Origin of the sequence: Bradyrhizobium sp. MOS001 (assembly GCF_004634465.1) — a bacterium.
Lineage (GTDB): Bacteria > Pseudomonadota > Alphaproteobacteria > Rhizobiales > Xanthobacteraceae > Bradyrhizobium > Bradyrhizobium barranii.
In genome coordinates this window covers 250,075-270,805 of record NZ_SPVJ01000007.1, presented here as the reverse complement: position 1 = coordinate 270,805, position 20,731 = coordinate 250,075, and the positions used below count along the sequence as shown (strand labels likewise).

The 20,731-nt window shown below is 65.4% G+C and carries 21 protein-coding genes; 18 read left to right on the top strand and 3 right to left on the bottom strand.

Annotated features, from left to right (window positions below; genetic code table 11):
- Positions 1-91 precede the first annotated feature (91 nt).
- The 6 genes from pgsA (at position 92) to CT676_RS13890 (ending at position 4,227) form a co-directional block, all read left to right on the top strand.
- Entirely contained in the window at positions 92-709 is a 618-nt protein-coding gene (pgsA, locus tag CT676_RS13915; protein ID WP_014491974.1) for a CDP-diacylglycerol--glycerol-3-phosphate 3-phosphatidyltransferase, read from the top strand.
- Complete coding sequence (gene moaD / locus CT676_RS13910; protein ID WP_015688556.1) at positions 706-957, top strand: molybdopterin converting factor subunit 1; 252 nt, start codon at positions 706-708, stop codon at positions 955-957. The genes pgsA and moaD overlap by 4 nt, the downstream gene beginning before the upstream one ends.
- A gap of 3 nt (positions 958-960) precedes the next feature.
- Positions 961-1,458: a molybdenum cofactor biosynthesis protein MoaE gene (locus CT676_RS13905; RefSeq protein ID WP_071909541.1), complete on the top strand. Its 498-nt coding sequence runs from the start codon at positions 961-963 to the stop codon at positions 1,456-1,458.
- Positions 1,458-2,417, top strand: coding sequence for a 50S ribosomal protein L3 N(5)-glutamine methyltransferase (gene prmB / locus CT676_RS13900; RefSeq protein ID WP_071909540.1), 960 nt, complete (start codon positions 1,458-1,460; stop codon positions 2,415-2,417). Before CT676_RS13905 ends, prmB begins: the two co-directional genes overlap by 1 nt.
- Positions 2,418-2,507: 90 nt before the next feature.
- Positions 2,508-3,095 carry a hypothetical protein gene (locus tag CT676_RS13895; RefSeq protein WP_085403344.1) on the top strand — a complete coding sequence of 196 codons (588 nt, stop codon included), beginning with the start codon at positions 2,508-2,510 and terminating at the stop codon, positions 3,093-3,095.
- A 1-nt stretch (position 3,096) separates the two neighbouring features.
- Positions 3,097-4,227 (top strand): YihY/virulence factor BrkB family protein, encoded by a 1,131-nt coding sequence (locus CT676_RS13890; protein ID WP_085403345.1) that lies wholly within the window; start codon positions 3,097-3,099, stop codon positions 4,225-4,227.
- A gap of 49 nt (positions 4,228-4,276) precedes the next feature.
- Here CT676_RS13890 and CT676_RS13885 read toward each other — a convergent pair whose 3' ends face one another.
- Complete coding sequence (locus CT676_RS13885; protein ID WP_063985583.1) at positions 4,277-5,116, bottom strand: class I SAM-dependent methyltransferase; 840 nt, start codon at positions 5,114-5,116, stop codon at positions 4,277-4,279.
- A gap of 120 nt (positions 5,117-5,236) precedes the next feature.
- Between CT676_RS13885 and CT676_RS13880 the strand changes: the two genes are divergently transcribed.
- From CT676_RS13880 to CT676_RS13870, 3 genes are all read left to right on the top strand, one after another.
- Positions 5,237-6,799, top strand: a complete 1,563-nt coding sequence (locus tag CT676_RS13880) for a winged helix-turn-helix domain-containing tetratricopeptide repeat protein (protein WP_085403346.1) — start codon at positions 5,237-5,239, stop codon at positions 6,797-6,799.
- A 230-nt stretch (positions 6,800-7,029) separates the two neighbouring features.
- Positions 7,030-8,505, top strand: coding sequence for an EAL domain-containing protein (locus CT676_RS13875; protein ID WP_063985585.1), 1,476 nt, complete (start codon positions 7,030-7,032; stop codon positions 8,503-8,505).
- A gap of 15 nt (positions 8,506-8,520) precedes the next feature.
- The gene (locus tag CT676_RS13870) at positions 8,521-9,375 is read left to right on the top strand and encodes a TIGR01459 family HAD-type hydrolase (protein ID WP_063985586.1); all 855 of its coding nucleotides are present in this window, start codon (positions 8,521-8,523) and stop codon (positions 9,373-9,375) included.
- Positions 9,376-9,590: 215 nt separating this feature from the next.
- Here the strand turns inward: CT676_RS13870 and CT676_RS13865 are convergent, their stop codons facing one another.
- Positions 9,591-9,986 (bottom strand): response regulator, encoded by a 396-nt coding sequence (locus CT676_RS13865; RefSeq protein WP_007596883.1) that lies wholly within the window; start codon positions 9,984-9,986, stop codon positions 9,591-9,593.
- A gap of 230 nt (positions 9,987-10,216) precedes the next feature.
- Between CT676_RS13865 and CT676_RS13860 the strand changes: the two genes are divergently transcribed.
- From CT676_RS13860 to arfB, 7 genes are all read left to right on the top strand, one after another.
- The gene (locus tag CT676_RS13860) at positions 10,217-11,188 is read left to right on the top strand and encodes a bifunctional riboflavin kinase/FAD synthetase (protein ID WP_085403347.1); all 972 of its coding nucleotides are present in this window, start codon (positions 10,217-10,219) and stop codon (positions 11,186-11,188) included.
- 218 nt (positions 11,189-11,406) lie between these two features.
- The gene (gene ileS / locus CT676_RS13855; protein WP_135214812.1) at positions 11,407-14,406 is read left to right on the top strand and encodes an isoleucine--tRNA ligase; all 3,000 of its coding nucleotides are present in this window, start codon (positions 11,407-11,409) and stop codon (positions 14,404-14,406) included.
- 9 nt (positions 14,407-14,415) lie between these two features.
- Positions 14,416-14,910, top strand: coding sequence for a signal peptidase II (lspA, locus tag CT676_RS13850; RefSeq protein WP_085403349.1), 495 nt, complete (start codon positions 14,416-14,418; stop codon positions 14,908-14,910).
- A gap of 106 nt (positions 14,911-15,016) precedes the next feature.
- On the top strand, positions 15,017-15,739 hold the full coding sequence (locus CT676_RS13845; protein WP_085403350.1) for a hypothetical protein: 723 nt from the start codon (positions 15,017-15,019) through the stop codon (positions 15,737-15,739).
- Between the two features lie 207 nt (positions 15,740-15,946).
- Positions 15,947-17,338 carry a pitrilysin family protein gene (locus tag CT676_RS13840; RefSeq protein ID WP_071917123.1) on the top strand — a complete coding sequence of 464 codons (1,392 nt, stop codon included), beginning with the start codon at positions 15,947-15,949 and terminating at the stop codon, positions 17,336-17,338.
- On the top strand, positions 17,335-18,702 hold the full coding sequence (locus tag CT676_RS13835) for a pitrilysin family protein (RefSeq protein WP_085403351.1): 1,368 nt from the start codon (positions 17,335-17,337) through the stop codon (positions 18,700-18,702). The genes CT676_RS13840 and CT676_RS13835 overlap by 4 nt, the downstream gene beginning before the upstream one ends.
- 116 nt (positions 18,703-18,818) lie before the next feature.
- The gene (arfB, locus tag CT676_RS13830; protein WP_063985592.1) at positions 18,819-19,238 is read left to right on the top strand and encodes an alternative ribosome rescue aminoacyl-tRNA hydrolase ArfB; all 420 of its coding nucleotides are present in this window, start codon (positions 18,819-18,821) and stop codon (positions 19,236-19,238) included.
- 70 nt (positions 19,239-19,308) lie between these two features.
- Here arfB and CT676_RS13825 read toward each other — a convergent pair whose 3' ends face one another.
- Positions 19,309-19,614: a hypothetical protein gene (locus CT676_RS13825; RefSeq protein WP_085403352.1), complete on the bottom strand. Its 306-nt coding sequence runs from the start codon at positions 19,612-19,614 to the stop codon at positions 19,309-19,311.
- A gap of 302 nt (positions 19,615-19,916) precedes the next feature.
- Between CT676_RS13825 and CT676_RS13820 the strand changes: the two genes are divergently transcribed.
- Positions 19,917-20,303, top strand: a complete 387-nt coding sequence (locus CT676_RS13820; RefSeq protein ID WP_085403433.1) for a c-type cytochrome — start codon at positions 19,917-19,919, stop codon at positions 20,301-20,303.
- Positions 20,304-20,699, top strand: a complete 396-nt coding sequence (locus CT676_RS13815) for a VOC family protein (protein ID WP_085403353.1) — start codon at positions 20,304-20,306, stop codon at positions 20,697-20,699.
- Positions 20,700-20,731: the final 32 nt, after the last annotated feature.

Here is a 20,731-nt window from a genome sequence, read left to right as displayed (position 1 = left end):
GGGAGCCGCGGTCATATGGTCGTCGCATGCTGCACCTCATTTGGGGAGCGGGACGGTTGACCTTCAGGCACGAGCGGTATTGGTAGGACGGATGAACATCGCCACGACACGAGGGACGACCAGCCGCGCGATGTCCCTCCCGAACATCCTGACCTATGGCCGGATCGCCGCGATCCCGGTCGTGGTCGGGTGCATCTATGCACAATCGATTCTGGATCAGCCGCTGTGGCTGCGCTGGGTCGCGGTCGCCATCTTCATCGCGGCAGCAGTGACCGATTACCTCGACGGCTATTACGCGCGGATCTGGAATCAGCAATCGGCGTTCGGCCGGATGCTCGATCCGATCGCCGACAAGCTGCTGGTGGCCTCCTGCCTGCTGATGCTGGCCGCCGACGGCATCATCCATGGCTGGTCGCTATGGGCCGCCATCGTGATCCTGTGCCGCGAGATCCTGGTCTCGGGCCTGCGCGAATATCTCGCCGCGCTGCGGGTGAGCGTTCCCGTGACCAAGCTTGCGAAGTGGAAGACGACCGTTCAGCTCATCGCCATCGGCTTCCTGCTCGCTGGCCCGGCCGGCGATGAGGTGGTGCCCGTGGTCTCGATGATCGGGCTGGCGCTGCTCTGGGCGTCAGCGATCCTCACCATCTACACCGGCTACGACTATTTCCGCGCCGGCATCCATCACCTCATCAAGGAGGATGAGGCATGAAGGTGAAGTACTTCGCCTGGGTGCGCGAACGCGTCGGCAAGGCCGAGGAGACCATAGAGCCGCCGGCGACCGTGCGCACCGTCGAGGAGCTGATCGCCTGGCTGTCCGGCCGGAGCGAGGCCTATGCCTACGCCTTCGAGAAGCCGAAGGTGATCCGCACCGCGATCGATCATGCCCACGTCAAATCGGACGCCGCGATCGCGGGCGCCCGCGAGATCGCGTTTTTCCCGCCGATGACCGGCGGCTAGGCCATGACCTCCCCCGTAAGCACCGCCCCCGTCAGCCCCTGCCCCGTCACCATCCGCATCCAGCAGGACGATTTCGACATCGCGCGCGAGATCGCGATCCTGACCGGGAGCCGCACCGACATCGGCGCGGTCGTAAGCTTTTCCGGCATCTGCCGCGGCGACGAGAACAGCGCGAAGATCGCCGCCCTCACGCTCGAACATTATCCCGGCATGGCGGAAGAAGAGATCAAGCGCCATGCCGACGAAGCTACATCGCGCTGGCCGCTGAACGGCGTCACCATCATTCATCGCGTCGGGCGGTTCATGCCCGGCCAGAACATCGTGCTGGTGCTCACGGCGTCGCAGCACCGCCAGGCGGCGTTCCAGGCGGCCGAGTTCCTGATGGATTATCTCAAGACCAGCGCGCCGTTCTGGAAGAAGGAAGAGAGCGCCACCGGCACCGGCTGGGTCGAAGCCCACGCCCGTGACGACGAGGCCGCCGCACGCTGGACCCGATCCTGATGGCAAGAGCATCCAAGAAGACCACGCGCGGCCGCGCGGCACCGAAACTCGCGAAGGTCGGCCGCGGCGAGTTGCTCACGCTGATCGATTTCGTGCGCTACGCCGTGAGCCGCTTCACCGAGGCGAAGCTCGCCTTTGCCCATGGCACGACCGATCCGGTCGCGGAAGCAGCCTTCCTGGTCTGCGAAGCCCTGCATCTGCATCCCGACCAGTTCGAGATCTTTGCCCATGCCTGCGTCACGTCGGCGGAAGGCAAGACCATCGTCAACCTCATCCATCAGCGCGTCACCACGCGCAAACCGGCCGCCTATCTCGTCAACAAGATCTACATGCGCGGCCTGCCCTTCTATGTCGACGAGCGCGTCATCGTTCCGCGCTCCTTCATCGGCGAACTGCTGGAGTCGCATTTCGGCGGCGACGGCGAGGCGGGCTCGCTGATCGACGACCCCACGGCCGTCGAACGTGTGCTCGATCTCTGCACGGGCTCTGGATGTCTCGCCATCCTCGCCGCGCACCATTTCCCGAATGCCACCGTTGATGCCGTCGACATCTCCAAGGGCGCGCTCGAAGTTGCCTCGCGAAATGTCGGCGAATTCGGGCTCGATGACCGGATCAGCCTGCATCGCGGCGACCTGTTCGCCCCGCTCGGCGACAACAGATACGACCTCATCATCACCAACCCGCCTTACGTCGATGCGGAAGGCATGGCCGCGCTGCCGCCGGAATGCCGGGCCGAACCAAAGCTCGCCTTTGACGGCGGCCCCGACGGTCTCGACGTGGTGCGCCGCATCCTGCGCGATGCGCCCGATCACCTGACGCCGGATGGCGGCTTGATCTGCGAGATCGGCCGCGGCCGCGAACTGGTCGACGAGGCCTTTCCGGAACTGCCGCTGCTCTGGCTCGACACCGAGGAGTCCGAGGGCGAGGTGTTCTGGATCGCGGCCGCCGATCTCGGCTGATCCGTCCCGGCAGCCGCGCTCCGCGCGGAACAAGTCAAATTCCGCCACGTTCATCCCCCGACGATTTTTTCGTTCTCGGAGGATGTCCGCATGCTCGCGCCATCGGGCGAATTGCTGCGCGCCGGCATGGCGCTCAAGATCAATCATCTCAAGCGCGCCGCGCGATCGTACTTGCGCGACCGCACCAATCAGGCCACGGGCCGCGCGACGTCCTATGCGGTCGCGGCAGGACTGCTCGCAATGGCCGGGCTGTTCCTGATCGCCACCCTCTTTGTCGGCCTGATGGCCCTTTATCGTTGGGTCGCAATCACCCAGGGACAATTCTGGGGCTTTGGTGCCGTCGCGGCCGTGCTCCTGGTGCTGGCCGTATCCTGCGCCGGCGTGGCTCTGGTCCAAATAAAGCGTCGGGACAAGCCGATCGTGCCGCTTGCCAGCCGTATGCGCGTCGCGATCGCCACCCCGCGGATCCCGCGCGGAACGGTCAAGCAGGCGGTGAAAGAGGTCGCAACGACGATTCCGCTGGTGTCGCTCGCACCGGGCGAACGTGGCCGTGGCGGCAACGCCGTGTCGGCTCGGACCAACCGGCCCGTGCAGCTGGGTCTGATGCTCGCAGCCGTCGGGCTGCTGGGCTTCACGGCCGCACGGCGGCGGCGGCACGGCCACAGATTGGACGCTTGAAATGCGCGCGCGGCGCACCGAGCACCTCGACAGTTGGTTGCTGGTCGCCGCCACGGCCGTCTTCGTGCTGTCCGCGGAACGCTACTTTCAGGAGTCCGGCCCCATCCGGCCGGGGCCTCCGCAAGACCATCGCAATAATGAAGCAAACTCGCCGGAAACGAGCCCGGCCGGCGCGGCGATGCAGCTTGGCCACGGCCGGCACGCGAAAAGCCCTTTCGCGATCCCGTGGGCGGGCTGGAAAGACATCTTCTGGCGCACCTATCAGCGCATCGACGACGATCGCCTGCTCGCGACTGCGGGCGGCGTCGTCTTCTTCGGGCTGCTCGCGGTCTTTCCCGCCGTGACCGCGCTGGTCTCATCCTACGGCCTGTTCGCGGATCCCTCGACGATCAGTTCCAACCTGCATTCGCTCGCGATGCTGCTGCCCGAGGGCGCGTTCCAGATCGTCGAGGACCAGGTTACGCGCGTGGTGTCCAACGGCAATACCGCCCTGGGTGTCACCTTCCTGTTTGGCCTCTTGCTCGCGATCTGGAGCGCCAATGCGGGCGTCAAAGCCATCTTCGATGCCCTCAACGTCGCCTATGAGGAGCGCGAAAAGCGCAGCTTCGTCCGGCTGAACACGGTGTCGTTGGCTTTCACCGTCGGCGGCATCGCGGCGCTGCTGCTGATGGTGGGCACCGTGGTCGCCTTCCCGCTCGCGCTCAACCATCTCGGCATCGCGCCGGAAAGCAGGCTGATCGTCGCTCTCGCGAGATGGCCGGTGCTGTTCGTCATCCTGCTGGCCGCGCTTGCCGTCCTCTACCGCTTCGCACCGAGCCGCGACGCGCCACGCTGGCAATGGCTGAGCCTCGGCGCGGTGACGGCCGCCATCCTCTGGATCGCCGGCTCGGCGCTCCTGTCCTGGTATCTCTCGGAATTCGCCAATTACAACGCGACCTACGGCTCGCTCGGCGCGGCGATCGGCTTGATGATGTGGATGTGGATGTCGGCGATCGTCATCATGTTCGGGGCCGAGCTGAACTCGGAGATCGAGCGGCAGACCCTTCGGGATACGACCACCGGACCGCCCAAGCCGCTCGGCACCCGGCAGGCCGTCTCGGCCGACACGGTCGGCGCAGCCGCGCCATCGTGATTGCCGGCGGTCAGGCCGGGGCTCGGCCTGACCGGATCACGACGGCAATTCAGCGCTTGCTGATCACGACCTCCAGATACTCGCTATGCACCACCACCGTACCGTCGTCGGCACGGTTGAATTCGCCGAGCAGCGCCATGAGATCGCGCCGCAGCGCGGCCTGGCCGGTCTCCTCCAGCGCCACGAACGCTTTCAGCATCGGCCCGTAATAGGATTTGAAAACCTCGAGCCAGTGCTCCGGCGAGCGATAGCGGAAGGCGAACATGCGCGGCTCGGCGGCGATCTCGGAGGCTTGGCTGCCGAACATCTCCTCAAGCCGTGCCGGCGTGCCCCACAAGGCCGGCGACTTCACGCCCGCTGGCGGCGGCAAATGCCTGCCGATGGTCTTGAAGAGCTGACCGATGAAGCCCTGGGGCGTCCAGTTGGCGAGGCCGATCTTGCCGCCGGACTTGCAGACCCGCGCGAGCTCGGACGCCGCCTTGTCCTGATCCGGCGTGAACATGACGCCGAAGGTCGAGAGCACGACGTCGTAGCTGGCATCCGCAAACGGCAGCGCTTCGGCATCCGCTTCACGGAATTCGACCATCAGATGCTCCGCCGCGGCCCGTTCGCGTCCCCGCTTGAGCAACGCGGGAACATAATCGGTCGATGTGACGTCGCACCAGCGCCGCGCGGCGGCCAGCGTCGCATTGCCGTTGCCGGCGGCGACATCAAGCACCTTGCTGCCGGCGCGCAAGTCGAGCGCCTCGCAGAGTTGCTCGCCGACGATCTGCAAGGTGGTGCCGACAATGGCATAGTCGCCGGATGACCAGGCGCTGTGCTGGCGCTGCTTGACGGCGGCGAGATCGGGCTGGGCGAGGGCCGGCTTGAGCGCGGCGGATGTCGACATGGCAATTCTCCTGCGGTTGAAGACGCCGGGACGATAGGGCGCATGCGGCTCGCTGGCCTTGAGAGTGGCGTTATTTTACGCTGAGAACACCTTGATTTCCCCGCGCGAGCCGAGGGCGGCGTGACATTTCATTTCGAAGATTTCGTGCTCGACCCCGCGCGCCGCGAATTGCGGCGGGCGGAGACGCTCGTCGCGCTCGAGCCCCAGGTGTTCGATCTCCTGCTTTACCTGGTCCGCAACCGCGAGCGCGTGGTGACGCGGGACAATCTGCTCGACGCGATCTGGAACGGCCGCGTCGTCTCGGAATCGACGCTGACCAGCCGGATCAACGCGGCGCGGCGCGCGGTCAATGACAATGGCGAAGATCAGCGGCTGATCCGCACAGTCGCGCGCAAGGGCGTGCGGTTCGTCGGCGAAGTGACCGAACGCTCCGTAGCAGGCTCATCGTCGGCGCCGGGCAAGCCGCCCGACGCAATACCGACGGAATTGCCACTGCCCGATCGTCCCGCAATTGCCGTCCTGCCCTTCACCAACATGAGCGGCGAGGCCGAGCAGGATTATTTCTCCGACGGCATCAGCGAGGACATCATCACCGCGCTGTCGAAGCTGCGCTGGTTCTTCGTGATCGCGCGCAACTCCTCCTTCATCTACAAGGGCCGCACGGTTCACCTGCGGCAGGTCGCCGAGGAGCTCGGCGTGCGCTATGTCGTCGAGGGCAGCGTCCGCAAGGAGGGCGATCGCGTCCGCATCACCGCGCAGCTCAACGATGTCGCCACCGGCAGCCATCTCTGGGCCGAACGCTACGACCGCGAGCTCGCCGACGTCTTCGCCGTACAGGACGAGATCACCGAACGCATCGTCGCAGCGATCGAGCCGCAGCTCTATGCCGCGGAGAATTTTCGCGCCGAGCGCAAGCCGCCCGACAGCCTGGACGCCTGGGACCTTCTGATGCGCGCCCTCTCCCATTACTGGCGCGTGACGCGGCAGGACCACGTCGCGGCGCGAGCCCTGCTCGAAAAGGCCATCGCGCTCGACCCGAACTACGGCAAGGCACTCGGGCTGCTCGGCACCAGCTACATGTTCACGGCGCATATGGGCTGGATGGAGATGGCCGCGGCGCTGCCGGTGGCCGAGCGCGCGGCACGGGCCGCGATCCGCGCCGACGACCAGGATGCCTGGGCGCATAATGCGCTCGGCCATGTCGATCTGTTCGCACGCCGGTTCGAGGATTCACTTGCCGAATTCGAGACCGCGCTGCGGCTCAATCCGAACTTTGCGCTGGCGCAGGGCTATTATGGCCTGACGCTTAGCTATTGCGGCCGCTGGCGGGATGCCGACGAGGCCGCGCGGCGGGCGATCCGCCTCAGCCCGCGCGACCCCTATGCACCCGTCTATTTCGGCATCGCCGCCTTTGCCCGTTTCCTCGGCAGGGACTATGCGGAGGCGATCCGGCTCGCACAGGAGGCCCTGCGCCAGCGCAGTGACTTCGTCGGCGGGCACCGGGTGCTGACCGCGGCCGCGGCGATGGCCGGGCAAACCGAGACCGCCCGCGCGGCGCTGAAGGAACTCCAGCGTGCCCAGCCCAACGTCTCGCTCGCCTGGATCGCCGAGTTCATGCCGATCAAGCTCGCCGCCGACCGCGAGCACTACCTCGAAGGCTTTCGCCGGGCCGGCCTGACCTAGACTGCCCGAGCATGATCTCCGCGCAAACGCGTTCCGCGTTTGTCGCGAGGGAAAACCGCTACACACTTTTCCGGATCATGCTCCGGCGCCGCGAACAGGCCGCTATCCCCTCGAATCAACAATGATGTTAAGGTCGCCTTGCTTGGGGGAGCATGAGGCGTGACGGGTTCGCACACTGACCCGTGTTTTCCCGGATGAGGCAGTCAGCTCTTTGAGGCGTAACGCGCGGCATGATTCGCATTTCGACGATCTTCATCGCCATCTGCATGGTTCTGGTCGCGGCCTCGCTCGGGCTTGTCCTCTACTCGGTCGCCGGCATCAGCGGAACCGAATCCGCCATCGTGGCGCTGACCGCGCTGACCTTCCTGATCCTCTACAACGCGGTCTCGATGCGGCTGCGCGACCGCAGTGACGTCGGCGGCCAGATCGCCGACCTCTCGCGCGGCACCGCCGACCTCGCCCGCCAGGTCGCCGAGTTCGGCCGCCGGCTCGCGGCGATGGAGGGGCGCATCGCCTCGGCCAATTCGACCAACTCCGACCGCATCCAGTCAGTGGTCGGCGAGATCAACGAGCTCGGTGGGCTGGTCAGGCAGCTCGCCACCACCGTGTCAGCCCATGAAGACCTCTTGGCCGGGGCCGCGCCGACCCCCGCCCCCGCTCCGGTCGCCCGGCCAGAGCCGGAGGCGCCGCTCGACCTGATTGCGGCCTTCGAGGAGCGGCCGGCCGCCCCTCCGCCGCTGCCCGCACCGCCGCCGCGGCCAACGCCGGCGATCCAGACCCACACCGCCGTTCCGGTTCAGACGGCCAATGGCCGCAACCCGACCCAGTTACTGGCGACACTGCGCAACGCCATCGACGAGAACCGCATCGACATCTTCCTCCAGCCGATGGTGACGCTGCCGCAGCGCAAGGTGCGGTTCTACGAAGCCGTGACGCGCCTGCGCGACGAGCGCGACCAGCTGATCGCCGCCGAGGAATTCATCAGCATCGCCGAAGCCTCGGGTCTGATCGGACGCATCGACAACATGGTGATGCTGCGCTGTGTGCAGGTGCTGCGGCGCCTGATGGTGCGCAACAAGGATGTCGGCGTGTTCTGCAACGTCGCGGCCTCCACGCTCGGCAATTCCACCACCTTCGCGCAGTGCCTCGACTTCCTCGAAGCCAACCGGGCGCTGGCGCCCTCGCTGGTGCTGGAGTTCAAGCAGTCGACCTTCCGCAATCTCGGCCCGGCCGAGACCGAGAACCTCGCGGCGCTCGCCCAGCGCGGTTTCCGCTTCTCGATCGACCATGTCACTGACCTCAGGATCGAGCCGCGCGAGCTCGCCGATCGCGGCGTGCGCTTCATCAAGGTGCCGGCGTCCCTCCTGCTCGACCCCAGGCAGGCCTCGACCTCGGACATCCACCCTTCCGACCTCTCCGACCTGCTCGGCCGCTTCGGCATCGACCTGATCGCCGAACGGATCGAGGGCGAGCGCGCAGTGGTCGATTTGCTCGACTTTGACGTGCGGTTCGGTCAGGGGTTCCTGTTCGCGCCGCCCCGGCCATTGCGGCCTGAAGGGGCATCTGCTACCGGCGGGGCCTCGCCGAACCCGGCGCAGGAAATTCAGGGATCCAATGGCTCCGCTTCTCCCAGCCCAGGCGCCACGTCTTCAGCGCCTCCAGCCCAACGTATCACCGGCAACGCGGCGCTCGCGCGCCGGATCTGATCGGCCGCACGCATCATGACCACGCTGCATTTCGCCGAAAGCCTGCGCGAGCTCGTGGGCGGCGTTGACGTTGTGCTCAGCGACATCTGGGGCGTGGTTCACAACGGCCTGGAATCCTTCCCCGAGGCCTGCGAGGCGCTGCACACCTATCGCAGCCGCGGCGGTACGGTGATCCTGATCACCAATGCCCCGCGCCCGGCCGACTCCGTCCAACGGCAATTGCGCAAGCTCGGCGTCGCGGACGAGACCTATGACGCGATCGTCTCGTCGGGCGACCTGACGCGGCTCTATGTCGCCGAGCATCCCGGCCGCAAGATGTTCTGGCTCGGACCCGAGCGCGACAACTCGATCTATCGCGGCCTCGATGCGACGACCGCGCCGCTGGAAGAAGCCGACTACATCGTCTGCACCGGCCTCTATGACGACGAGACCGAGACGGCGGAAGACTATCGCGGCATGATGCTGAAGGCGCGCGAGCGCAAGCTGACGCTGGTCTGTGCCAACCCCGATATCGTGGTGGAGCGCGGCGACCGGCTGATCTATTGCGCCGGCGCGATCGCGGAACTCTATCGCGAACTCGGCGGCGAGGTGATCTTCTACGGCAAGCCGCATCGCCCGATCTACGAGCGCGCGATGATGCTCGCCGGCGAGCGCCAGGGCCACATGATCGACCGGAAAAAGGTGCTGGCGATCGGCGATTCCGTCCGCACCGACCTCACCGGCGCGCGCGAATTCGGCATCGACTGCCTGTTCGTCACCCGCGGCATCCATGCCGAGGAGTTCGAGGGCCTCGACCAGCTCGACCCGAATTCGGTGATGGAGTTGTTCGGCCACCCGCCGAAGGCGCTGATGCGCGAATTGAAGTGGTGACGGTGGAGCCCACGCAGGTGCTGCGGGCTTAGACCAATTGCTTAGACCCAAATGCCGTCATGGCCGGGCTTAGCCGTCCGAAGGACGGCGTCGCTTCCGCTCGCCTACGCCCCGGCCATCCACGTCTTCATTTGCAGGATCCAAGAACGTGGATGCCCGGGACAAGCCCGGGCATGACGATCTCTATAGAGAGCTGTTATGCGGTCTGGCGGCGCTTACGCGCTCGCCATGTCCGGGAAGACCGCTTCGATCTTGGTCTTCAGCGTCGCCGCGTTGAACGGCTTGACGATGTAGTTGTTCACGCCGGCCTTCTTGGCCGCGATCACGTTCTCGGTCTTCGATTCCGCAGTGATCATGATGAAAGGCGTGGTGGCGAGGTTCGGATCCGCGCGCACTTCGCGCAGCAGGTCGTAACCCGTCATCGGCTCCATGTTCCAATCGGAAATCACGAGCCCGTACTTCTTGCCACGCATCTTGTTCAGCGCCGCCGAACCGTCGCTTGCATCATCGATATTCTCGAAGCCAAGCTGCTTCAGGAGATTCCTGATGATACGGATCATGGTGCTGTAGTCATCAACCACCAGAACCGACATCGACAAATCAACCGCCATCTCGACTCCCCCAACGCAAACCCAGGAAATATTACGATCGGACCCACCGGAGCCGGAGCCCCGCTGTTCCACATTTCAAGGACTAGCACCAAGGCGTTAAACAGCGCGTTAACTGGGAGCGCCTCCGAAGGACTGAAATCACGTTCAATGCGGCCGCTCCCCTGCCGCTTGACTTCGTCCGGTCGGTCAAGCCACGGTCCGCCGGTCCTGCCGCTTCGAGAATTCCCCTGATGGTCCCGCATTTTACCGTTATCCGCGACACAACGCCGGATTCCGCGGTTTTGCGGGGCGCCGTGGTCGCCATGGGCAATTTCGACGGCGTTCATCTCGGCCATCGTGCGGTGATCGCAGCCGCCCTGGAGATGGGCCGGGCGCATGGCCGCCCTGCGCTGGCATTGACCTTCGAGCCGCATCCGCGCCGGTTTTTCAGCCCGAACACCCCGCAATTCCGCCTGACGGACGAGCCGGCCAAGTTGCGGCTTTTAGCCGGCACCGGGCTCGCCGGCGCCGTGGTCATGACCTTCGACAAGGCCAGGGCCGGGACCAGCGCGCAAGACTTCATTCACCATGACCTGATCGGACGCCTCGGCGTCAGCGGCATCGCGGTCGGCTACGACTTCCATTTCGGCAAGGGTCGCGTCGGCTCGCCGAGCCTCCTGGTCAACGAGGCGCCTCGACTCGGCATCGAGGTTGACGTGCAGGCCCATGTCGACATCGACGAGCGGCCGGTCTCCTCCAGCGCCATCCGGATCGCGCTCGCCGAGGGCCTCATCGACGAGGCCACCACCATGCTGGGCGCGCCCTGGTTCATCACCGGCGAGGTGATCCACGGCGAGAAGCGCGGCCGCGACCTCGGCTATCCCACCGCCAACATCCGCCTCGATGCCAATTGCGGCCTCAAGCACGGCATCTATGCGGTGCGGGTCGGCCGCGGCGCCGAGCGGCTGGACGGGGTGGCAAGCTTCGGCCGCCGTCCGACCTTTGATAATGGCGCGCCGCTGCTGGAAATCTTCCTGTTCGACTTCAAGGGCGACCTCTACGGACAAGCGCTCGACTGCGCCTTCGTCGGCTTCATCCGCGAGGAGCTGAAATTCGACAGCCTGGAGGCCCTGATCCGCCAGATGGACGACGATTCCGCCCGCGCCCGCGCCGTGCTGGCCGCCGCCCCGGACGCGTTTCCGCGGCTTGGCGTGATCGATTGAGGCCCAAATCCGGCCCGCCGAACCTTTTGCGCTTCTACCTTTTGCGCTTCCCTTGGGCCCCTGCTATGGAGAGCCCATGTTTGCGCGGCGCATCATAGGGATTAGCGGCCCGGCTTCCGCCTGAGCCTGAAGGCTCGGCGCAAGACCGGGATTTCGTCGTTTCACCCCGCGATTCCAGTCGCTATCCGTTTCCGCGCCCTTCCGAGCCAGTCAGCCCCATGTCCGAAAAGCCGCAAAAGTCCGACGCCAAAGACTATTCCAAGACCCTTTATTTGCCGCAGACGGATTTCCCGATGCGCGCCGGCCTGCCGCAGCGCGAGCCGGAACTGCTGAAGTACTGGAACGACATCGGCCTCTACGACAAGCTGCGCCGGGAAGCCCAGGGCCGCGCCAAATTCGTGCTGCATGACGGCCCGCCCTACGCCAACGGCAACATCCATATCGGGCACGCGCTGAACAAGATCCTCAAGGACGTCGTGACCAAGAGCCAGCAGATGCTCGGCTTCGACTCCAATTACGTGCCGGGCTGGGACTGCCACGGCCTGCCGATCGAATGGAAGATCGAGGAGGAGAACTACCGCAAGAAGGGCAAGCAGAAGCCCGACTTCCGCGACTCCGCCGCGATGGTGGCGTTCCGCAAGGAATGCCGCGCCTATGCGACGCACTGGATCAACGTGCAGCGCGAGGAGTTCAAGCGGCTCGGCATCATCGGCGACTGGGATCATCCCTATCAGACGATGAGCTATCCGGCCGAAGCGCAGATCGCCCGCGAGCTGATGAAGTTCGCGGCCAACGGCACGCTGTATCGCGGCTCCAAGCCGGTGATGTGGAGCGTGGTCGAGAAGACCGCGCTTGCGGAAGCCGAGGTCGAGTACGAGGACTACACCTCCGACATGGTGTGGGTGAAGTTTCCCGTCACGTCACCGGCGCATGGCGCACTTGCCAGTGCCTCGGTCGTGATCTGGACCACCACGCCCTGGACGCTGCCCGGCAACCGCGCGATCTCGTTCTCGCCGAAAATCGCCTACGGACTCTACAAGGTGACGGATGCGCCCGCCGACAACTGGGCCAAGACCGGCGATCTCCTGATCCTGGCCGATGCGCTCGCCGCAGAAGTGTTCAAGCAGGCGCGCGTCACGTCCTATGAGAAGGTGCGCGACATTCCCGGCGACACGCTGGACGCCGTGGAATGCGCCCATCCCCTGCGCGGGTTCGGTGGCGGTTACGAGTTCATCGTGCCGTTGCTCGCCGGCGAGCATGTCACCGACGACACCGGCACCGGCTTCGTGCACACCGCGCCGAGCCACGGCCGCGAGGACTTCGACGTCTGGACGGCCAACACCCGCGAGCTCGATGCGCGCGGCATCCCGACCGCGATCCCCTACACCGTCGACGAGAACGGCGCCTACACCGCGCAGGCCCCCGGCTTCACCGGCAAGCGCGTGCTCAACGACAAGGGCGAGAAGGGCGATGCCAACGAGGCCGTGATCAAGGCGCTGATCGAGGGCGGCAAGCTGCTCGCGCGCGGCCGCCTCAAGCATCAATATCCGCACTCCTGGCGCTCGAAGAAGCCGGTGATCTTCCGCAACACGCCGCAATGGTTCATCGCGATGGACAAGGACATCAGCGATGACGGCCATGCGAAGAAGGGCGACACGCTGCGCGCCCGCGCGCTGCACGCGATCTCGGTCACGCAATGGGTGCCGCCGTCGGGCGAGAACCGCATCAACGGCATGATCGCCAATCGTCCGGACTGGGTGATCTCGCGCCAGCGCGCCTGGGGCGTGCCGATCGCCGTGTTCGTGCGCGAGAAGAGCAACGGCTCGGCAGAGATCCTGCAGGACGAGATCGTCAACCAGCGCATCGCCGAAGCCTTCATGGAGGAAGGCGCCGACGCCTGGTACATGGACGGCGCCCGCGAGCGCTTCCTCGGGTCCCGCGCGAGCGAGGACTGGAAGAAGGTCGACGACATCTGCGACGTCTGGTTCGATTCGGGCTCCACGCACGCCTTCGTGCTCGAGGATCGCCAGAACTTCCCGCAGCTCGGCAACATCGTCCGCAAGATCGACGGCGGCAACGACACCGTGATGTATCTGGAAGGCAGCGACCAGCATCGCGGCTGGTTTCATTCCTCGCTGCTGGAAAGCGCAGGCACGCGGGGCCGCGCGCCCTACGACATCGTGCTCACCCACGGCTTCACGCTCGACGAGAACGGCCGCAAGATGTCGAAGTCGCTCGGCAACACCGTCGAGCCGCAGAAGGTGATCAAGGATTCGGGCGCGGACATCCTGCGCCTGTGGGTCTGCGCCACCGACTATGCCGACGACCAGCGCATCGGCCCGGAGATCCTGAAGAACACCATCGAGACCTATCGCAAGCTGCGCAACTCGATCCGCTGGATGCTCGGTACGCTGCATCACTTCAAGGCGAGCGAGAAGGTCGCCTATGCCGAGATGCCCGAGCTCGAGCGGCTGATGCTGCACGAACTGGCCGGCCATGCCGAAACCGTTCGCAAGGCCTATGCCGCCTTCGACTACAAGACCGTGGTCGCGAGCTTGGCAGCCTTCATGAACTCCGAGCTGTCGGCGTTCTACTTCGATATCCGCAAGGACACGCTCTATTGCGACCCGCCGTCGTCGCCGGCGCGCAAGGCCGCGCTCACCACGATCGACCTGTTGTGCGATGCCCTCCTGAAATGGCTCGCGCCGATCCTGAGCTTCACGACCGAGGAAGCCTGGCGCATGTTCCGGCCGAACGCGGAGCCTTCCGTCCATCTGACCCTGTTTCCCGAAGGCATCGAGAAGCTCCGCGACGACAAACTCGCCGCGAAATGGGAGACGATCCGCAACGTCCGCCGCGTCGTGACCGGCGCGCTGGAGCTCGAACGTGCCGCCAAGAACATCGGCTCGTCGCTCGAGGCCTCACCGGTGATCTATGTCGCCGACCGCGACATGCTGGCGACGCTGTTCGACACCGATCTCGCCGAGGTCTGCATCACCTCGAACTACGAGGTGCGTGAGGGCGAGGCGCCTGCGGGCGCGTTCCGTCTCGATGCCGTGCCCGGCGTCGCGGTCGTCGTCGAGAAGGCCGTGGGCACCAAATGCGCCCGCTCCTGGAAGATCTCGCCTATGGTCGGTGAAGACCCTGAATACCCCGACGTCACCCCGCGCGACGCCCAGGCGCTGCGCGAATGGAAGGCGCTGGGGGTGGGGGTCTGATCCCCGGCCATGACCCCGCTTCGCGCCGGCATCCTCGCGGCCGTGGTCACGCTGGTGGCCGATCAGGCCTCAAAGCTGTGGCTCCTGAACGTGTTCGACCTCGCCCGCCGTGGCGTGGTGAAGGTGACGCCGTTCTTCGACCTGGTGCTGGCCTGGAACATCGGCATCAGCTTCGGCTGGCTCCAGAACGACGGCCAGTCGGCGCAGATCGCGCTGATGGCGGTCAAGGTCGTCGCCGTGGTCGCCCTCGCCATCTGGATGGCCCGCTCGCACACCCTGCTCGCCACGGTCGCACTCGGGCTGATCATCGGCGGCGCGATCGGCAACGGCATCGACCGCTTCGCCTACGGCGCGGTGGTCGATTTCGCCCTGTTCCACATCGAGATCGGCGGAAATACCTATAATTGGTATGTGTTTAACCTCGCGGACGTGGCCATCGTTGTCGGGGTGGCGGCGCTATTGTATGATTCCTTCCTGGGGGTACCCGCCGCAAAAGCGCCCTGATCCCGGCCGATACGGACCGGCAGGTGGAACCCTGCGTTTTGCGAGGATTGGCCGCGTGCGAGCGGCAAAGTGCAGCAATCTGCCACAATATGGAACAGGTACAGTGATGCGCAGCTCCGAGACCAGCGGTTCGATGGTTCGAGACCCCAAAGCGGGGTTCTGGCGGGCGTTGAAATTGTCCGCTGTCGCGCTCGGCATCGGCCTCGTCATGACGGCAGGCCCGGTCCGTGCCGGTGACGACGACGATGATGATGACGGGATGACCTTCGAAGAGAAGATCATCGACAATCTGATGTCCGGCATCGGTGCCAAGAGCATGGAAAAGCCCGGCATCGAATACCGCGAGCGCTCGCCGCTCGTCGTGCCGCCCAAGCTCGACCTGCCGCCTCCGGCAACCCAGGCCAAGAATGCTCCGAACTGGCCGAAGGACCCCGAAGAGAAGCGCCGCAAGGAAGCCATCGCAGCGCGCAAGAAGGCGACCAAGGCGACGGAGAACTGGCAGGCGGCCCAACCGCTGACGCCCGCCGAGATGAAGGCCGGCGAGGTCGCCGCAGCCCCCCGTACAAGCAATGACCCGATCCAGCCGGGCACCAACGGCAACCCGTCGCTCAGTCCCGCCGAACTCGGCTACGCCGGCGGTCTCTGGAACATGATGAAGGGCGGCAACAGCTCCGAAGAGAAGAAATTCACCAGTGAGCCGCCGCGTTCGTCGCTGGTCGAGCCGCCGCCGGGCTACCAGACCCCCTCGCCGAACTACGCCTATGGCGCAGGGCCGGACAAGTCGCGCCGGACCTATTTCGACATCATGTCGGGCAAGGAAAAGGAATAATAGCGCTCCTGCCCCACCGCGACATCCTGACAGGCGCATCCTGGCACCGGCGGCTTACGCACGCCGGACGCAGTCTGCATATTGCTTATCAGTAACTTGCCACCGCGTTGAGTTCTCTGCTTCGTGACGCGAAGCCTCAGCCGCACGGTGTAGCATGCCGTGCCTCCGAGCCGGACATCCGGGTTCGGCCTTTTCATAAGGATTATGATGTCCTCTTACCGATCGGCCGCCTGCCTCCTTGCCGCGCTGCTTTCGACGAGTGTCCTCTCAGCCAGCGCCGCCCTCGCCCAGACCACGGTGACGTCGGCCCCGCCCGCCAGCTTCACGCTCGCCAACGGCATGCAGGTCGTGGTGATCCCGGACCACCGCACGCCCGTGGTCACGGAGATGATCTGGTACAAGGTCGGCTCGGCCGACGAGACGCCGGGCAAGTCCGGGCTCGCGCACTTCCTCGAACATCTGATGTTCAAGGGCACCTCGAAGCATCCGGTCGGCGAATTCTCCCAGACCGTGCTCCGCGTCGGCGGCAACGAGAACGCCTCGACCTCGGTCGACTACACCAACTACTACCAGCGCGTGCCGAAAGAGCAGCTGCCGACCATGATGGAGTTCGAGGCCGATCGCATGACCGGCCTGATCCTTAAGGACGAGAACGTGCTGCCCGAGCGCGACGTCGTGCTCGAAGAGTACAACATGCGGGTCGCCAACAATCCGGACGCGCGGCTCAACGAGCAGATCATGGCCGCGCTCTATCTCAATCATCCCTACGGCCGGCCGGTGATCGGCTGGCACCAGGAGATCGAGAAGCTCGACCGCGAGGATGCGCTCGCCTTCTACCGCCGCTTCTACGCGCCGAACAACGCGATCCTCGTGATCGCCGGCGACGTGGAAGCCGCCGACATCCGCCCGCTGGTCGAGCGGAATTTCGGCTCCATTCCGGCCCAGCCCGCGATCCCGGAGCGGCGCATCCGTCCGCAGGAGCCGGAGCCGGCGGCGCCGCGCACGGTCACGCTGGCCGACCCGCGCGTCGAGCAGCCGGGCCTGCGCCGCTATTATCTCGTACCGTCGGCGACCACCGCCGCGGCCGGTGAAAGCGCCGCCCTCGACGTGCTGGCGCAGCTGATGGGCAGCGGCAGCAATTCCTATCTCTACCGCGCGCTCGTGGTCGACAAGCCGCTCGCGGTGTCCGCCAGCGCCAGCTATTCGAGCATCTCGCTCGACCCGACCCAGTTCGCGATCTCGGCCTCGCCGAAACCGGGCGTCAGCTTTGCCGATGTCGAGCAAGTGGTCGACGGCGTCATCGCCGACATCGCGCAGAACCCGATCCGCGCCGAGGACCTCGAGCGGGTCAAGACCCAGCTCATTGCGGAAGCGATCTACGCCCAGGACAACCAGGCGGTGCTGGCGCGCTGGTATGGCGGCGCGCTGACCACGGGCCTTTCGATCGAGGACATCAGGAGCTGGCCCGACCGCATTCGCGCGGTCACCGCCGAGCAGGTTCGCACTGTCGCGCAGAAATGGCTCGAGAAGAAGCGATCGGTGACGGGCTATCTGATCAAGGACACCAGTGCCGCCAAGCGTGAGGAGAAGCGTTCGTGACCTATCCCTTCCTTCGACGCGTTGCATTCTCGCTTGCCACCGGCGCGGCACTCGCGCTGGCTACGGTGTCGCCGTCTCAGGCGGCCGCAAAGATCCAGCACCTGACTTCGCCGGGCGGCATCGAAGCCTGGTTCGTACAGGATGCGACGGTGCCGCTGATCGCCATGGAATATTCCTTTGCCGGCGGCTCGGCGCAGGATCCCAAGGACAAGTCCGGCGTCGCCAATCTGGTCGGTGATCTCCTCGACGAAGGCTCCGGCGATCTCGACTCCAAGACCTTCCATGAGCGGCTCGACCGCCGCGCCATCGAGCTCTCCTTCAGCGCCACCCGCGATACGTTCCGCGGCAGCCTGCGGATGCTGCGCGACAACAAGGACGAGGCCTTCGACCTGCTCAGGAGCGCGCTGACCTCGCCGCATTTCGACACCGCCGACGTCGAGCGCATCCGCTCACAGGTGATCTCGGGCCTGCGCCGCGAGACCACCAATCCGTCCTCGCTGGCGAGCCGAAAATTCCTGGAGGTCGCGTTCGGCGACCATCCCTATGGCCGGCAGACCAATGGCACGCTGGACAGCGTGCCGACCATCACGGTCGCCGACATGAAGGATTATGTCGGCCGCGTGATTGCGAAGGACGGGCTGAAGATCGCGGTGGTCGGCGACGTCGATCCGGCCACCCTCGGCAAGCTGCTCGACCACACTTTTGGTAGCCTGCCCGCAAAAGCCAATCTCACGCCGGTCGCCGACGTCGAGGCGGCAAAACCGCCGCAGCGCGCGTTCGTGCCGCTCGACGTGCCGCAGACCGTGATCACCTTCGGCGGCCCCGGCGTGAAGCGCAACGATCCGAACTTCATGGCCGCCTATGTCGTCAACCACATCCTGGGCGGCGGCGGATTGTCCTCCCGGCTCTATCGCGAGGTACGCGAGAAGCGCGGGCTGGCTTATTCCGTGTTCGAATCGCTGCTCTGGATGGAGCATTCGGCGGTCTTCATCGGCAACACCGGCACCCGCGCCGACCGTGCCGGCGACACCATCGACGCCATCGACAAGGAAGTGCGCCGCATCGCCGAGGAGGGCCCGACGCAGAAGGAGCTCGACGAAGCCAAGTCCTACCTCAAGGGCTCGCAGATGCTGGCGCTGGATACCTCCTCGAAGCTCGCGCAGGCGCTGCTGCAATACCAGCAGGACAAGCTGCCGATCGACTATATCGAGAAGCGAAACGCCATCGTCGATGCGGTGACACTGGACGACGCCAAGGCGGCCGCCAAGCGCCTCTGGGGCCAGGGCCTCCTGACCGTGGTCGTCGGCCGCGCCCCACAGGCCGCCGCGCAACCGGCCGCGGCACCGGCGACGAAGTCGAACTGACGTCCCCTGACATTTCCTGAAATGGCCGGGCTCGCCCGGCCATTTGCGTTTCCAGGATGCGCCATTGCCGAACGTGGACGTCCGCGATATGTCCGGACATCACGAATGGTGCCATCATGCTGCGGATATCCCGCGATCTCGTCATCGACGAGGACGATATCGAGATCGGCTTCGTCCGCGCCTCCGGCCCGGGCGGGCAGAACGTCAACAAGGTCTCGACCTCGGCCCAGCTGCGCTTCGACACGCGCAAGCTGACCCTGCCGGAGGATGCGGTGATCCGGCTCGCCCGCATCGCCGGCCAGCGCATGACCAAGGACGGCGTGATCGTGATCCACGCCCAGCGCTTCCGCACCCAGGAGCGCAACCGTCAGGACGCCATCGACCGGCTCACCGAGATCCTGACCGAAGCGATGATACGGCCGAAGCCGCGCCGCGCCACGCGGCCGACCTTTGGCTCCAAGCAGCGCCGGCTCGACGGCAAGAAGCGCCGCAGCGACATCAAGGCAGGGCGCGGCGGCGGCCGCTTCGACGACTAACAAAGCAGACCCAGTCAAAAAAACTCCGGCCGCAGGGCGACCGGAGTCTGCTTGCTTCACCCCGGCGGGACTAGTAGCGCTTGGCTGGGGCTGCACCGCCCGTCGCGGAATCGTCGGCGGTTCCCTTATGCGCAGCGCTACCGGTGGTGCCGACCGTGCCCCTGGTGCCTTTGGTCGACTTCATGCCCGTCTTCTCGCCCGCAGCGCCCGGCTGAGCATTCATCTCCTCATCCCCGCTGCCCATTGTGCTGCCTTGCATCGGTTTGCTTTGCACGGTGCCGCCCGTCTTGGCGGGTGGCGCGCCTTGCGCGAGAACCGGCGTCGCAATGAGAGCCGACAGAGCGCATGCGATCATCGAGGTCTTCACCAACTTCATCCATTTCTCCTGGATTCTTCCGCGACGAATGGCTCGGCTGCATCCTGCGCCGCTCACCTGCACCGGGTCATCGCATCGCGTAGGGAGTTTAAGCGGCGCAATCGTCATGCAATGCGCATGGTGTGGTGATCGTTTAGGGATTTGACGGCAGTTTCGCGGAATTGTGCTCCGCATATAAGGCATTGCGGAACACACGCGGTCACCAGTGTCTCCGCGGCATCGAAACAGCCCGCTACTACCACCGCATCTTTGACGCCGCCTAGAGTTTGCGCACGTTGATGTGGATGGGCGGATTCTTGGCGATGCGCGCAGTCGTGCTTGGATTGTGCACCGCGATGGTGCTGGTGACGCGGGTTGCCGATGCGCAAATGCCCTTGCCGGCCGGCAAGCCGCCGGATGGCGCGACGCTGTTCAAGCAGCAATGCGCGGTGTGCCACACGACAAACCTGTCAGAACCGGCGCGGCAAGGCCCCGCACTGGTGAAGGTCGTTGGCCGTCCCGCCGGCAAGACCGAAGGTTTTAAGTACTCAGAGGCGCTGTCGAAAGCGGACTTCGCCTGGGACGAGACCAGGCTCGACGCCTGGCTGAGCAATCCGCAAGCCGTCATTCCCGGCGTGACCATGGTCTACCGGCAGGCGAAGCCGGAGACGCGCGCCGCCATCATCACCTACCTGAAGGAGCTGAACTGAATGGCAAAGCCCGTTCATTCCATGATCCGCGTGCTCGACGAGGCCCGCTCGCTCGACTTCTACAAGCGCGCCTTCGGCTTGGAGGTCGCCGACCATCTGAAATTTTCGGACTTTGCCCTGATCTACCTGCGTCACCCCTCCTCACCTTTCGAGGTGGAGCTGACGGTGAATTTCGATCGCAAGGAGCCGTACCAGCTCGGCGACGGCTACGGACATATTGCCGTGGTGGTCGACGATCTCGATACCGAACATGCCCGCTTCGAGCGCGAGAAGCTCGCACCGGGACCGCTGCGCGACTTCAAGCACGACGGCAAGACGCTGGCGCGCTTCTTCTTCGTCAGCGATCCCGATGGCTACAAGATCGAGGTGATCCAGCGAGGGGGTCGTTTCGGCTGATCAAAATCACAAAAATCCAAATCACAAAATCT

Coding starts and splice junctions, on each gene's coding strand:
- pgsA (WP_014491974.1), top strand. CDS start 92: ATGAACATCGCCACGACACGAGGGACGACCAGCCGCGCGATGTCCCTC.
- moaD (WP_015688556.1), top strand. CDS start 706: ATGAAGGTGAAGTACTTCGCCTGGGTGCGCGAACGCGTCGGCAAGGCC.
- CT676_RS13905 (WP_071909541.1), top strand. CDS start 961: ATGACCTCCCCCGTAAGCACCGCCCCCGTCAGCCCCTGCCCCGTCACC.
- prmB (WP_071909540.1), top strand. CDS start 1,458: ATGGCAAGAGCATCCAAGAAGACCACGCGCGGCCGCGCGGCACCGAAA.
- CT676_RS13895 (WP_085403344.1), top strand. CDS start 2,508: ATGCTCGCGCCATCGGGCGAATTGCTGCGCGCCGGCATGGCGCTCAAG.
- CT676_RS13890 (WP_085403345.1), top strand. CDS start 3,097: ATGCGCGCGCGGCGCACCGAGCACCTCGACAGTTGGTTGCTGGTCGCC.
- CT676_RS13885 (WP_063985583.1), bottom strand. CDS start 5,116: ATGTCGACATCCGCCGCGCTCAAGCCGGCCCTCGCCCAGCCCGATCTC.
- CT676_RS13875 (WP_063985585.1), top strand. CDS start 7,030: ATGATTCGCATTTCGACGATCTTCATCGCCATCTGCATGGTTCTGGTC.
- CT676_RS13870 (WP_063985586.1), top strand. CDS start 8,521: ATGACCACGCTGCATTTCGCCGAAAGCCTGCGCGAGCTCGTGGGCGGC.
- CT676_RS13865 (WP_007596883.1), bottom strand. CDS start 9,986: ATGGCGGTTGATTTGTCGATGTCGGTTCTGGTGGTTGATGACTACAGC.
- CT676_RS13860 (WP_085403347.1), top strand. CDS start 10,217: ATGGTCCCGCATTTTACCGTTATCCGCGACACAACGCCGGATTCCGCG.
- ileS (WP_135214812.1), top strand. CDS start 11,407: ATGTCCGAAAAGCCGCAAAAGTCCGACGCCAAAGACTATTCCAAGACC.
- lspA (WP_085403349.1), top strand. CDS start 14,416: ATGACCCCGCTTCGCGCCGGCATCCTCGCGGCCGTGGTCACGCTGGTG.
- CT676_RS13845 (WP_085403350.1), top strand. CDS start 15,017: ATGCGCAGCTCCGAGACCAGCGGTTCGATGGTTCGAGACCCCAAAGCG.
- CT676_RS13840 (WP_071917123.1), top strand. CDS start 15,947: ATGTCCTCTTACCGATCGGCCGCCTGCCTCCTTGCCGCGCTGCTTTCG.
- arfB (WP_063985592.1), top strand. CDS start 18,819: ATGCTGCGGATATCCCGCGATCTCGTCATCGACGAGGACGATATCGAG.
- CT676_RS13825 (WP_085403352.1), bottom strand. CDS start 19,614: ATGAAGTTGGTGAAGACCTCGATGATCGCATGCGCTCTGTCGGCTCTC.
- CT676_RS13820 (WP_085403433.1), top strand. CDS start 19,917: ATGCGCGCAGTCGTGCTTGGATTGTGCACCGCGATGGTGCTGGTGACG.
- CT676_RS13815 (WP_085403353.1), top strand. CDS start 20,304: ATGGCAAAGCCCGTTCATTCCATGATCCGCGTGCTCGACGAGGCCCGC.